The sequence below is a fragment of the Leifsonia sp. C5G2 genome (genome assembly GCF_013359685.1).
GTDB lineage: Bacteria > Actinomycetota > Actinomycetes > Actinomycetales > Microbacteriaceae > Leifsonia.
Map to the genome: position 1 here is coordinate 1 of NZ_JABFMV010000029.1, position 12,396 is coordinate 12,396.

The 12,396-nt window shown below is 64.1% G+C and carries 16 protein-coding genes and 1 pseudogene; 4 read left to right on the forward strand and 13 right to left on the reverse strand.

The genetic code is table 11. The features are described from left to right. Positions 1–218 precede the first annotated feature (218 nt). The 8 genes and pseudogenes from HNO83_RS19950 to HNO83_RS19985 form a co-directional block, all read right to left on the reverse strand. Positions 219–880 (reverse strand): annotated as a pseudogene (locus tag HNO83_RS19950) (cation efflux transmembrane domain-containing protein). Then, positions 877–1,221 (reverse strand): ArsR/SmtB family transcription factor, encoded by a 345-nt coding sequence (locus HNO83_RS19955; RefSeq protein WP_175339284.1) that lies wholly within the window; start codon positions 1,219–1,221, stop codon positions 877–879. The pseudogene HNO83_RS19950 and the gene HNO83_RS19955 overlap by 4 nt, the downstream one beginning before the upstream one ends. Positions 1,222–1,286: 65 nt before the next feature. After that, on the reverse strand, positions 1,287–2,282 hold the full coding sequence (gene ccsB, locus HNO83_RS19960; protein ID WP_175339285.1) for a c-type cytochrome biogenesis protein CcsB: 996 nt from the start codon (positions 2,280–2,282) through the stop codon (positions 1,287–1,289). Beyond that, a complete protein-coding gene (locus tag HNO83_RS19965) occupies positions 2,279–2,803 on the reverse strand; it encodes a signal peptidase II (protein ID WP_175339286.1) in 525 nt (174 codons plus the stop codon). Before HNO83_RS19965 ends, ccsB begins: the two co-directional genes overlap by 4 nt. 50 nt (positions 2,804–2,853) lie before the next feature. After that, complete coding sequence (locus tag HNO83_RS19970; protein WP_175339287.1) at positions 2,854–3,279, reverse strand: hypothetical protein; 426 nt, start codon at positions 3,277–3,279, stop codon at positions 2,854–2,856. 249 nt (positions 3,280–3,528) lie between these two features. Next, the gene (locus HNO83_RS19975) at positions 3,529–4,212 is read right to left on the reverse strand and encodes a DsbA family protein (protein ID WP_175339288.1); all 684 of its coding nucleotides are present in this window, start codon (positions 4,210–4,212) and stop codon (positions 3,529–3,531) included. An 8-nt stretch (positions 4,213–4,220) separates the two neighbouring features. Further along, entirely contained in the window at positions 4,221–4,868 is a 648-nt protein-coding gene (locus HNO83_RS19980) for a M23 family metallopeptidase (RefSeq protein ID WP_175339289.1), read from the reverse strand. Between the two features lie 272 nt (positions 4,869–5,140). After that, positions 5,141–5,554, reverse strand: coding sequence for a hypothetical protein (locus HNO83_RS19985; protein ID WP_175339290.1), 414 nt, complete (start codon positions 5,552–5,554; stop codon positions 5,141–5,143). A gap of 156 nt (positions 5,555–5,710) precedes the next feature. Here HNO83_RS19985 and HNO83_RS19990 point away from each other — a divergent pair, with 156 nt between their 5' ends. Continuing rightward, the gene (locus HNO83_RS19990) at positions 5,711–6,022 is read left to right on the forward strand and encodes a TFIIB-type zinc ribbon-containing protein (protein WP_175339291.1); all 312 of its coding nucleotides are present in this window, start codon (positions 5,711–5,713) and stop codon (positions 6,020–6,022) included. Here HNO83_RS19990 and HNO83_RS19995 read toward each other — a convergent pair. Continuing rightward, a complete protein-coding gene (locus tag HNO83_RS19995; RefSeq protein ID WP_258045883.1) occupies positions 6,019–6,333 on the reverse strand; it encodes an ArsR/SmtB family transcription factor in 315 nt (104 codons plus the stop codon). The genes HNO83_RS19990 and HNO83_RS19995 overlap by 4 nt on opposite strands. 121 nt (positions 6,334–6,454) lie before the next feature. Here HNO83_RS19995 and HNO83_RS20000 point away from each other — a divergent pair, with 121 nt between their 5' ends. Both HNO83_RS20000 and HNO83_RS20005 read left to right on the forward strand, forming a co-directional pair. Next, positions 6,455–7,390 (forward strand): cation diffusion facilitator family transporter, encoded by a 936-nt coding sequence (locus HNO83_RS20000; RefSeq protein WP_175339292.1) that lies wholly within the window; start codon positions 6,455–6,457, stop codon positions 7,388–7,390. A gap of 14 nt (positions 7,391–7,404) precedes the next feature. Then, positions 7,405–8,040 (forward strand): copper resistance CopC family protein, encoded by a 636-nt coding sequence (locus tag HNO83_RS20005; RefSeq protein ID WP_175339293.1) that lies wholly within the window; start codon positions 7,405–7,407, stop codon positions 8,038–8,040. Between the two features lie 5 nt (positions 8,041–8,045). Here the strand turns inward: HNO83_RS20005 and HNO83_RS20010 are convergent, their stop codons facing one another. From HNO83_RS20010 to HNO83_RS20025, 4 genes are all read right to left on the reverse strand, one after another. Next, on the reverse strand, positions 8,046–8,945 hold the full coding sequence (locus HNO83_RS20010) for a cytochrome c oxidase assembly protein (protein ID WP_249776892.1): 900 nt from the start codon (positions 8,943–8,945) through the stop codon (positions 8,046–8,048). 40 nt (positions 8,946–8,985) lie between these two features. After that, complete coding sequence (locus HNO83_RS20505; RefSeq protein ID WP_175339295.1) at positions 8,986–10,896, reverse strand: cytochrome c oxidase assembly protein; 1,911 nt, start codon at positions 10,894–10,896, stop codon at positions 8,986–8,988. Next, positions 10,893–11,093: a hypothetical protein gene (locus HNO83_RS20020; RefSeq protein WP_175339299.1), complete on the reverse strand. Its 201-nt coding sequence runs from the start codon at positions 11,091–11,093 to the stop codon at positions 10,893–10,895. Before HNO83_RS20020 ends, HNO83_RS20505 begins: the two co-directional genes overlap by 4 nt. Before the next feature lie 78 nt (positions 11,094–11,171). Continuing rightward, positions 11,172–11,528: a hypothetical protein gene (locus tag HNO83_RS20025; protein WP_175339296.1), complete on the reverse strand. Its 357-nt coding sequence runs from the start codon at positions 11,526–11,528 to the stop codon at positions 11,172–11,174. Between the two features lie 132 nt (positions 11,529–11,660). On the opposite strand from HNO83_RS20025, the gene HNO83_RS20030 reads away from it, so the two are divergent. After that, positions 11,661–12,209, forward strand: coding sequence for a hypothetical protein (locus HNO83_RS20030; protein WP_175339297.1), 549 nt, complete (start codon positions 11,661–11,663; stop codon positions 12,207–12,209). Positions 12,210–12,396: the final 187 nt, after the last annotated feature.

Sequence of the window (12,396 nt, forward strand, 5' to 3'; positions counted from 1 at the left end):
CGGGCGGCGGAAAGACACACAAACCGTCAAAGGCAGCGCCGCCGGAGGCGGCTCCACGCCTCGTTCAGCCAATAGACGCACGAGCACTTCAGCGGCGACCTCCGACGCCCCTGAGTGCTTATGTCGTGTGAGGTCACCTGCAAGCGATCGACTGTGCTCAACGCCAGTACCATTTCGGGCGCTCGACCACCGCTAACGGAGGGGACGTTCCGGGTCAGCTAGCGATCGTGCTCGCTTGGGCCCTCAAGCACCATCCCGACGGACGTCGCACAGGCGTCGCCCTTCCACGCCTCGAGACCTTCACGAACGGCAAAGATCGCGATGACCTGGGCCACGATCGCGTCTGCCCACCACCAGCCAAAGGCGGTGTTCAAGAGCAGCCCGATCAGGACGGCCGCCGAAAGGTATGTGCAGATCAGTGTCTGCTTCGAGTCGGCGACAGCGGTCGCAGAGCCGAGTTCCCGCCCGGCGCGGCGCTCGACGAGTGAAAGGAAGGGCATGATCACGACGCTGAGTGCAGTGAGAACCATCCCGACAACCGAGTGCTTAACATCGACCGCGCCGACAAGGGAGAGCACCGAATTCACAGTCACGTAGACCGCAAGCGCGAAGAAGGCCACAGCGATAACCCGCAGGGTGCCTTTCTCCCATCTTTCCGGGTCTTTTCGGTGAATTGCCATGCGACTGCCACCGCGGAAAGCACCTCGATGGTGGAGTCCAGGCCGAAGCCGACCAGTGCGGCCGAAGATGCGGCGCTACCTGCGATGATCGCCACGACGGCTTCGACGAGGTTGTACCCGATCGTGACCGAGACGATCCATCGGATCCGACGATGCAAAAGGTCGCGGCGGGAATCAGTGAGTGCGGTTGTCGTCGTCATGCGCAGTTGCACTCCGCACCCTCGCAGCAGCCGGGCTCAATGTAGAGGACCACGCGAAGTAGCTCGTCGAGTGCAGGGGCGATGTGTCCGTCGGCGAGCCGATACCAGGTACGGCGGCCATCTGGGATCGCCTCGACAAGGCCGCAGCCGCGTAGACAGGCCAGCTGATTCGACATGACCTGACGGCTCACGTCTAGGGCATCCGCGAGGTCAGAGGGGTATGCCGGCGCCTCCCGCAGGGCCAGAAGGATGCCCACGCGGGTGGTGTCAGACAGCGCGTGTCCGAAGCGGGCGAGAGCGGCGGTGTGCGTGATGGTCGCCGCCGGTGTAGCGATGCTCATTACATGAGCGTACAGCGAAGCATGAATTAACGCATCGCTGTACTATTCCGTTCTGCGCGGCGGCTCTAGAGACCCGAGTAGGTGTGGAGGCCCTTGAAGAAGACGTTGACGATGCCGAAGTTGAACAGCACCGCCGCGAAGCCGATGATCGCGAGCCAGGCGGAGCGCGATCCGCGCCAGCCGCGGGTCGCTCGGGCGTGGATGTAGCCGGCGTAGATCACCCAGATGATGAAGGTCCAGACCTCCTTGGTGTCCCAGCCCCAATAGCGCCCCCAGGCCGCGGAGGCCCAGATGGCTCCGGCGATCAGCGTGAATGTCCAGGCGATGAAGCCGACGATGTTGATCCGGTAGGCCAGGTTCTCCAGAGCGACAGCACTGGGGAGAGTGGCCAGGAACTTGAACTGTTGCGGACGCGACTCCGCTACCTGCCGCTCACGCCGGTACTGCAGCAATTGCAGCCCGGACAACGCGAACCCGAGAGCGAAGAACGCCGTGCCCAGCACGGCCACGATGATGTGGATCACCAGCCAGTACGACTGCAACGCCGGCTGCAGCGGGACCACCGGGACGTAGTACCGCAGGAGCGCGATCCCCTGGAGCACCAGCACCAGGCCGACGATGAACGTGCCGAGGTACTTGATGTCCCACTTCAGGTTGGCGACCAGGAAGACGCCGATGATGACCAGCGTGCCGGTCATCGAGAACTCCCACATGTTCGCCCACGGGACCCGGGCAGCGGCGATCCCGCGCAACCCTGTTGCCACGAAATGGAACGCGAAGCCCGCGATCGTCAGCCCGAACGCCCAGCGGAGGACGCTGCGGGCAGCACGAGTAGGTGCATCTGTCGAGGACTTTGGGAGATCGGCGGGCTCTTCGCCGATCACGAGCGCGGTGCTCGGCAGTGTCGCCGCAGTGCGCCGCGCGACCACGCTGGGGACGGTCGCTGTCGCGTCGGCTCCGCGTCTGGCCAGGTCGGTGGAGAAGACCACGAAGGAGGCGGTGTACAAGCCCATTGCGACGTAGAGCGCCACTGTCGAGAGCGCGGACAGGACGTCGGTCATGAGCCGGCCACCGCGCTCTGGTCGGCCGAGGCGTCGATGACAGGGCTCTGGGTTCGGCGGTGTTGGAGCGTCGCGACCAGCAAGGCTGCTGCGATGCCGCCGACGGTGAGGACGTCGGCGAGGTTGAAGATGGCGAACCAGCTGATGGAGAAGTAGTCGACGACGGCACCGCTGAGAACTCCGTGCTCGCCGCGGAAGGCGCGGTCGACCATGTTCCCCCAACCGCCACCGACGGCGATCGCCAGCAACACTGTCAGGGTCGGGTTCTCTCCTCGGATCACGCGTCGGACGATCCAGGCAGTGAGGACGGTGAGGATGATGAGGATTCCAGCTGCCAGCAGCGGACCGACTCGGGCGCCGAGTCCGAATGCAGCACCCGGGTTCAGAACCAGGCGAAGGTCCACCGTTGGGATCACCGACGGCATCGGCTGGCCATACGGGAGTGTGAGGATGGCGATGCCCTTGGCTGCTTGGTCTGCGGCGATCGCGAGAAGGCCCGCGGTCAGCGTCCGCAGCGCCAATCGTCGCCGATTCACGACGCGAGCGCTCGTCGTCGCTGAGGCTTGGTTAGTCAACATAGGGTGGTCAGCGCCTTCATCTGTTCGGAGAGCTTCTTGGTGAGGACGTCGGAGCTGGTGCCCGTTGTCGACCCGATGGACTCGGCCTTCAGCACGGGAATGAGTTGGTCGATCGTGTCGACCACGTTCTGAACAGCGGTCTTCTGCTCGCCCACGGGGATTTGGTCAGCGATCGGTCCCAGAATCGTGCGGGCGGCTTTCAGCTGATCGATGGCAGCAGCAGGGTCGAGTACCGCCGACTTCAGGGCGGCATCGATGTCGGCGGCTACCTTGTCGGTGATCGGCGTGACCAAGGAGCAGGCAGCGTTCTGGGCCTGTTTGGATACTGTGTCCCCGATCGAGCAGCCGGAGAGGAAGAGCGGTGCCGTCAGCGCGACCGCTGTCGCGGCGACGAGGACTGGCCGGGTGGGAGTGGACATGGCTTGTCTCGATTCAATGGGTTGGTCGATGACGCTTGATGATCCGGATGAGCGTGTCGATGTCGTCGCTTAGTCCTTCGAGCTCCGCTGCAGAGGCGGTGGGTCTGCGGCGGAAGACCTGAAGTTGAGCGGAAGTCGCGGTTGCGGCCTCTATCAGCTCCCGATAGACAGCCGGTGGGATGGTCTCGTGAGCTTTTGGCGTCTTCCATAACCGCAGCATCTGGCGACGAATGCGGCGATTCCCCAACCTCATCGCCGCCACGCCTTCTCCAGTTCGCTGGCGAACTGCTCTTTGGAGGTCAGTGTGAGCTTCTCACCGTTCAGGAAGAACGTTGGCGTGCCCGCCACCCCCAGCTGGACGCCGTCGGCCTGGTCCTTGGTCACCCGGATCCGGAGCGTCGGGTCGGCGATGTCTTTGTCGTACTGGGTCATGTCCAGGCCAATCGACGCGGCCAGCGATCGCAGCGCAGGCGACTGGTCATCTTGTCGTTCAGCCCACTGCGTTTGTGTCTGGAAGAGCTTGGAGTACATCTCGGTGAACTTGCCTTGGCGGCCGGCTGCCTCGGCGGCCATCGCGGCGTTCATGGCGTTCTTGTGACTAGGGATGGGGAAGTAGCGTGCGATGAATGTGACCCGACCCTTGTACTGCTCGCGCAACTGCTCGACCACCGGGTAGGCGGCCCCGCATGCTTCGCATTCGAAGTCGAGGAATTCGACCACCGTCACCTTGTCCGTGGTCGCTTTCTGCAGGATCCGGCTGTCCGCTCGGGTGACGGCGGGCGCGGCGGCCTGTTGCGACGCCGATTGGGCACGACCGACGAGCACGATGACGATCACGACGATGAACGCGAGCGCGATGATGATTGTGTTGGCCCAGAACCGGATGGAGAGGCGGCGGGTGGGTTGAGGCTGCTGACGTGGCTGTTTCGACATGGCCGGGCTCATCTCGCTCGAGCTCGGAGCCAGGAGTACGGGTCGATCGGTGTTTCCCCGTTCGCCCAAATCTCCAGATGGAGGTGATTGCCGGTGCTGGCACCCGTAGTGCCGACCCGTCCGATGATCTGGCCGGCGACAACGCGGTCTCCGGCGCGGACCTGGAGCGACCCGAATTGCATGTGCGCGTAAAGGCTCGCGAATCGTTCACCATTGACCCGGTGGTCGATGATCACGTTGACGCCGAACCCGACATCGGACTCCTCCGCCGAGCGGACGACGCCGTCGGCGATCGCGCCGATCTTGGTGCCACCGCCGGGGGTCATGTCCAAGCCCTTGTGGTTGCTGGAGCATCCGGAGCAGGGCGCAGAGCGCGACCCATACCCATCGCTGATCGGGACGTCACCGGGGAACGGCCATTGGATGGGCCCAAGCGTGTTGCCAACCAGGGTCCCGGCCGGGTCGGTTCGCGCCGCGGCCGTGAGTTCGGCCTCGGACGTCGCTGCGAGCGTGTCACGGTTGACCGGGACAGGCGCGCCGCCGGTCTCTCCGATTGCTTGTGGTACGCCGGTGACGATAGTGTCGGCCATCGTTTCGAGTGCGCCGTCCGGCTGTACGGCCTCGGCGGGGACGGACGTCGCCACACTCAAGGACATTGCGAATAGGGCTCCTACAAGGGGCAGCAGCAGGGAGCGGCGGGCACGTTGGCCACCGCTACGGGGACGGCGGCGCTGGCGCGGATTCGGGAGGCTCCGTTCGGCCGCGAGGGCTTCGCGGCGAGACCGGGGTTCGATGGGGGTTGGAGTGAAGGTTGCGCGACGAACCGGCCGCGCGCGGCGGGAAAAGGTCATTCGGGGGTTTCCGGACTCGGCCCATTGCGGGCGCGGACAAGGACGACGGGGCACCGACGAGGGTGCGCGCGAGGTCCTCAGGTCCGGCTTATGGCCAGAGATTCCAGAGAAGGCGCAAGGGGTCGCTCAAGCGTCAATGTCGCACCCAGGCGTCGCACGACGAGCGAGAGAGTCAGGCGGTAGTCGCGGCGCAGCAAACTCACGAACAAAGCGAGAGCCAGGGCGGCCGCAGCCAGCCCGAGGACGCACCCCAATACAAGCATCTGGTCGTGAGGGATGCCGTTCTCCGACGAAATGACCGAGGCAGCTGCGGCGTCTCCCACAGATGAAACGGCGTCGTCCACGATTGCAGACGCCGCGGGCCCGGCACCTTCGTCAGCCGGATGTGCCGCCTCGAACATGTGCGCCAGCAACAACGCGAACACGACGGTGAGCGATGCAACGGCGAGGACGACCCAGCGTCGGATTCCTCCGCGATTCAGCGCGCCCACGTCACCTCCACGGTCACAGTTCGATAACGGCCAGCTTTGATGGGAAGCGTAGCAAACGGCGCCTGATGGGCGCATCTGAGTGGTAGCGGCGGTCAGCCGACTCTCAGACGAGGTCCCTACGCTCCGGCAACCATACCAACCAGAAGGGTACGAACCATGAAATGTCCCGTTGACGGCGAGACGCTGCTGCTCTCCGATCGCTCCGGAATCGAGATCGACTACTGCCCAACATGCCGTGGCGTTTGGCTGGATCGCGGGGAGCTCGACAAAATCATCGAACGCTCAGCGAGCCAGAATCCATCAGCGGGTTACGCTAACCCGACCGACCCGCAAGGATGGTCCGACTCGAACCGATCCGGACATCACGGCAAAAGCGGACACGGAAACTCCGGAAACGGTAACTCCGGCCATAACGGCTACAGCAACAAGCGCCGCGGAGGCTGGCTGGGGGATCTCTTCGGCGACTAATCGCCGCCCGGCTGAGCGTGACCAAGGTGCAACAACGCCTGGTCGAAGAACTCGACGACGTGGTCATCGAACAGCCGGTAGGTGATCGAGCGTCCGTCTCGGTCGCCGATCACGAGCTTCGCCTGACGGAGGATGCGCAAGTGGTTCGACAGCGTCGCCTGTCCGATTTCGAGCTCCTCCGCCAGCGCCGTCACACTTGATGGGCTCCGCCGAAGCCGAGCAAGCACGCGCAATCGCGTCGGCGACGCCAGGCCTTGGAAGACCTCCGCCAGCTCGCCGGCGCTCTCGATGTTCAACGTCAGTTCGTCCACGACTCGCTCCTCGACTCTCCATCGTACCGAGAACGGTTCTGATTACGGTTCTCAACTACATTAACTAGTTTACATATGCACATGTATTGACGTAAGGTGGGGCGTGAGGAAAGGAGGTCGGATGGACGGCCACGACCACGGCAGCACAATGGAGCTCTTCGGCGAAGCGGCCAAACGCCATCGCGTTCGCCTGTCGATCGCGTTCGGCATCACCTTCGTCATCCTGATCGCTGAGGTCATCGGCACGATCCTCACCGGCTCCCTGGCGTTGCTCGTCGACGCGGGGCACATGCTCACTGACACGGCGGGACTGGCGATGGCCCTCGTGGCCTCATATCTGAGCACCAAGCCGGCCACGAACAAGCGCACCTGGGGATACCGACGCGCTGAGGTGCTCGCCGCGACCGCGCAGGCAGCAGTCCTCCTCGCCGTTGGCGTGTTCGTGTTGATCGAAGGCGTCCGCCGGCTGTTCGAGCCGCCGGAGATCCCCTCCACCGAACTGTTGATCTTCGGCATCATCGGCCTTCTGGGCAACGTGGCGTCTCTGACCGTCCTGGCCTCCAGCCGAAGCGAGAACTTCAACCTCCGCGCCGCCTTCCTCGAGGTGATGAACGACGCGCTTGGCTCGGTGGCCGTCATCGTCGCTGCAATCCTGATCGGCCTGACCGGATGGGGCGCCGCGGACGCGCTGGCCGGAATGTTCATCGGCGTGCTCATCCTCCCGCGAGCGTTTAAACTGCTCCGGGAAACCACGAGCGTGTTGCTGGAGTCCACACCTCCCGGGCTGGACCTGGACGCGGTCCGCAACCACGTCTTGGAGCTGCCGGAAGTGGTCGACATCCACGACCTGCACGCCACCCAGATCGCGACCGGATTGCCGGTCCTGACAGCGCACGTCATCGTGGAAGCCGATACCTTCGAGAATGGGCGCCTGCCCGAGCTCCTGGACAAGCTTCAGGACTGCGTTGCAAGCCACTTCGACGTCAGCATCGAACATTCCACCTTCCAGTTCGAGCCGCCACAGCACAGCCGCCACGAGCATTCCGCACACGAATAACCCAGGGACCATTGATGACTGCCCCCAGCTCCTCCGCCGACCCCAGCCGTTCCCTGTGGAGGATCCTTGCTCTTTTGGCCGTGGTCGCACTCGCCTTCGTCGCTAACTGCCTCACCGCGCCGCCTGCGGAAGCGCACGACGCCCTCGCAGAATCCAATCCCGCCCAAGGGCAGACTGTCACCGAGAAGTTGGATCAGATCGTGCTGACCTTCAACGAGGCGCCACTGAGCGGCCTACAAGGGGGCATCGTCATTCAGGCAGTCGGGCCGACCGGCCGCGAGGCCACCACCGGCGAACTCCGCATCCAGGACCGGACCCTGTCGCGGACTGTCCTGATGACCGAGCAGGGCGATTACACCGTCTCGTGGCGCACGGTCTCTGCCGACGGGCACCCCATTGACGGGAGCTACACCTTCAGCTACGCCGGTCCCATTCCGGCCTCTCCCACCGCGACGTCGACTCCCACCCCTTCGGCAGCGCCGACCACTTCCGCAGTCGCCTCGCCCACAAGCACCCCGACTGCAGCTAACACGTCATCTGGCGCACCGATCGCATTCGTCGTCGTGATCATCATCGTTGTGCTGCTGCTCGCCGGCGGCGGCCTGTGGCTCGCCACGGAGCTCAACCGTCGCCGCACGACCAAGCCGTAGCTCGGTCAGCGGCGATTCAACCTCGCCAGCCATGCGTTGTAGGCGTCGAGCTCCGCGTCGCCCTCCACATCTTTCCGGCGGTCTGCCGCCTCGGCTTGGCGCGTATCGTCGGAAGCCCACGCGAAGAGCAGGATCAGAACGATGATCAGCGACGGCAGTTCGCCATACGACCACGCCAACGCGCCCGCGATGCGCTGATCAGCAACCGCATCGATGTTCCAGGCCGCCGGCGACTCCGCGAAGAAGCTCACGAGCGGGATAGTCGCCATCATGGCAATCACCCCGAAGAACGCGTGAAGTGGCATCTCGATGAACATGTCCAGCAGGCGTCCGAGGTGCGACTGACGTCGCGGCAATGGGTCTGGAGAGATAAGCGGAATTGTGAAGAGGATGCCAGCGGCCAAGAACACCACCTCGAGTGAAAGGTGCCCGAGCACCGATCCGAGCAGTGTTGATGCCAAGCCGCTGAAATAGAGGCCGTAGAACACCATCAGGAACAGCGGGACCATGAAGCCCGGATGCAGCAACAAGCGCGCAAAACGGGAACGCAGCCCGACGAGGGCAAACCGCCGAATGAATCGCCACTGCCCCCTCGCTGGTGCCGCCTTCAAAAGAAGCTTGCCCGGCGCTCCCAGGATCAGCAGCGGCGGGATCGCCATCATCAACGTGAGCTGCTGAAACATGAACACCGAGAACATGCGGTAGCCGTAACCCTCGAGTCCCGTCCCCGTCAATGCAACCAACACGCCGCAACCAGTCAGGAAGAGCGTGGTGCGCCACCACGGCCACGCGAGCCGCAGCCGGAGCAACCGCCACACACCGCATAGATACGCGAGAGCGAGTACGACGCCCACGATCGGGAGCAGAGGAATCGGTTGTGGGGACCACACCAGGAAGGCCGCCAAGCGCGGCGCCTGGTCGGGCAAGTACGCAGGCCCATCCATCTCAGACCGTCCCCGGACCCGGATCCTCTGATCGAGATTCGACAACCCGCTGGCCCAACACCAACAGGAGCACGAATACGGCGACCGCAGTGATCGCCCACAGCAGCACGGCCCCGATCAGTTGATCAACCGCAGGCGTCACACCCAGCGCGGGCAACGTCACCCCATACCAGGCGGGGAGAACGCCGCCGGGGACGAAAGCAACGACGACCGCGAGCAGGCCCGCTGCCAGAACCACCATCATCGCGATCCCCACCACCTGCACCACTAGTCGCTGTCCAGCGTCGGCCTTACCGAGCAACGACGCAGCGAACAGTGTCGTCACCCCGAACACAACCAAGGTCGTGAACGCTCGACCCACAGGATCCTGCACCGCCCAACCCAGCCACGGCGAGAGAAGCACGGTACCGAGGAACACGACCAGAGCACCCGCCGACATCCACGGCGCCCTCAGGGGCAATTCGATCGCTCGGCTCCCGAGCACCCACCTCGTCCACTCGCGCGCGCCGAGGCTACCGTCCCCTCGGAGCCGTACTACGGTCTCAAGCAACCGAATCGGTTGCGCTGCGACGACAAGAACCGCAGCGAGAACTCCGCCTAACACAAGCAATGCCGTGTACGCCGTGAACGAGAACGTTGCATACGCCCCGGGGAGCGAACAGAACGCGAACACGATGACAACGGCGGCGCCGACCCCGGCGAGCGTACGCGACCGCGGCCATCCGCCGTTTCGCTGTGCCGCGAACACACCGTAGAGGTAAGAGCCGAGGCCGAGCAGCACGACGAGGACAGCCGCGGCGTCGAACACCCACGTGTCAACGAGCCGTGCGATTCCCGGCGCCGGTGGTATCCGGTCACCCGTGAGCTGCTCAGCCTTCGTCGCCAACAGGATCTGACCACCAGGGGTCTCCGTCCGAGACAACGTTGCTCCTGCTCCCATCGCCACGCCCAAGACCAGCAACTCCCAGAGCACGAGTGATCCGAATACGAGCCGGCGCCGCAGCGCGGGCATGTCCGTGGAACCGAAGCGGCGAATCACCCACGTACGCTGTGCCCACCCGAACCCGACCAGCAGTAGGAGAGCGACGATCTTCAAAGACAGCAGCCGACCGTAATCCGTCGTGAGGAGCTGTACCGGATGCGACAAACGGACGAGTGCGCCCGCCATCCCGGAGATGGTCACGGCGCACAATCCCGCAAACGCAATCGCCGAGAAGCGACGCACCAACGGCACGAACGCGCGCTCGTCGAAAGCCGCAGCGTAGGTCACCGCGGCCAAACCACCAACCCACACCGCCGCTCCCGCGACATGCAGCCAGAGCGCGACCGTCGCGGCCACGTGGTTCCCAGCGCCAGCGGCATGGCCCTGAAGCGCCAGTGGAACAAGCGCAACCAATGCCAAGACGAGAGCTGCGGCCACACCTGTCTGCCCACGGGCCGCGAACGTCAGGACACTGATCGTCGCGGTCATCAGGATCGTAGCTAGCCAACCCTGGCCGACCGCAATCTGCGTGAAGAACTGCGCAAGGCTGGAACCGAGCATGTTCGCCTCAACCGGCCCTGTCAGGCTGATCGACGTCATGACTGCTGCAACACAGCTTGCGACCAGCCAAGCGGCAGAACACCAGGGTGCCGCATCCAGGAGCCTGTCCCATGCCCTCAACCCGACGGGCACGCAGACGGCTGCAACTACCAGCGCGCCAATCGTGGCCGCGGCCGCTAGATCGACGACAACTTTCATAGCCGGCAAGCCGTATGTCACAAGCGGCCCCGGGTTGAAGATCGACCCGTCCGGCCGGACCGTCAGCATCGCCAGTGCCAGCGCAGCAACCACGGCCGCGATGATAAGAGAGGCAAGCGCGAATAGCGCACTCCGCGTCGAGCCTGATCTCGTCGACGTTGCGCCGGTCACGACGGATCCTGCTTACCAGCCAGCTCGGAACCGGCCGTCGACCCGCGCTGGGAGCGCTCCCACTTGTCCTCATGTGCGTGGGCGGCACGTTCGCGCTGATCGGCGCGGAGAATCGCGCGCAGCGCGAACCAGAAAATGAGTCCCACCAGCACCGTTGGCGTCAGAGACCACAGAGCATTAGTCCAATAATCGTCCATCTTCACCTTCACAAACCATCGAGTACGCGGCTCGCCGAACGTGGGCGTGCGCCTGCAGAATCGCGGAACGGAAGGTGATCAGATTCGAAGTATGCCCAGCAGGCCCAACCGTGACGGCGCCGTCGGCGACTCGTGTTGTGGAATGGCGACCGCGGGTGGCGCCGGGTGCGCGGTCTCGAGAAGTGTCTCAACCGCGACCGTCGAATCGTGAACCGGGGTGGCAGCACCGGCCGTGGCGCACAGTGCCGCACAGAATTCGGCACCGCTGTTATCGGGATTCGTGTCGCCTACGCCCACCTGCTGTGACCACGAAGCGCTCAGGTTCACGTGTGCAGCATCGGAACAGTGTCCGAACCCGATGCCGGCGAGCACCGCAGCGACGAGAACGAGAAAGAAGACGGGCACGACACGCACGCTGTGCAGCGCTCCACTCATCCGACCTCCCCTGTTGGACTCAGCGTATCCACTCGAACTGTGAGAGATCCTGCGCAGCCCTCACTTCAGCAGTCCGGGTCGACGCGAACTCTGCTCTTGCCACACCGGAAGCGCGAACACATGATGTGACCCATGACCGATCGTGGCTCACTGAGCCAACCGGGGAGTGCCCCGACAGACGATGCACGCCGCACGTTGTGGCGGCACATCGGCACCCCGGCAGCTATTTACGGGACGATCGTCTACGCGAGCGTCGTTGCTGCTACGTCGATTGGGCTCAAGAAGTCAAGTTCAGCGTGGCAGGTGCTCATTTTCGCCGTCGTCACCGTAATCGTTTTCTGGGTGGCCCACGTCTATTCGACTGCACTCGGGTCCCACGGCCACGCTGACCACATCAGGGACCGGATACGTGATTCGATCGGACAATCGCTGAAGGAATCGAGCGGGATGCTTGAGGCGGCCATCATCCCATCTATCCCGCTACTGCTGGCGGCGTTCGGTGCGATGCCGGTCGATGCCGGAATATCAGTCGCCCTCTGGTTCGCCGTTGTCATGCTTGCGCTACTGGGCTACCTCGTCCTCTGGCTTCGCTCTCGACCATGGTGGGCCTGCGTAGCCGCAGCACTGACAAGCGCTCTCTTCGGTCTCCTGGTGATCTTGCTCAAGACAGCGTTGTATTGATCAGTAGCTGAGTCGGACGGCTTTGGCGTCGCCACTCTGATCGGCTTCACCTGCGATCTGAGCACCCCCACTCAAGTGTTCAGACGTCCGCTGCGCCCCTCCGCCCCGATCACCCCCGCGTTCGTGCAGTCGATCAAGGAGAATGGGGTCCTCACCCCCGTACTTGCCCACCGCGACAGCGACGGCC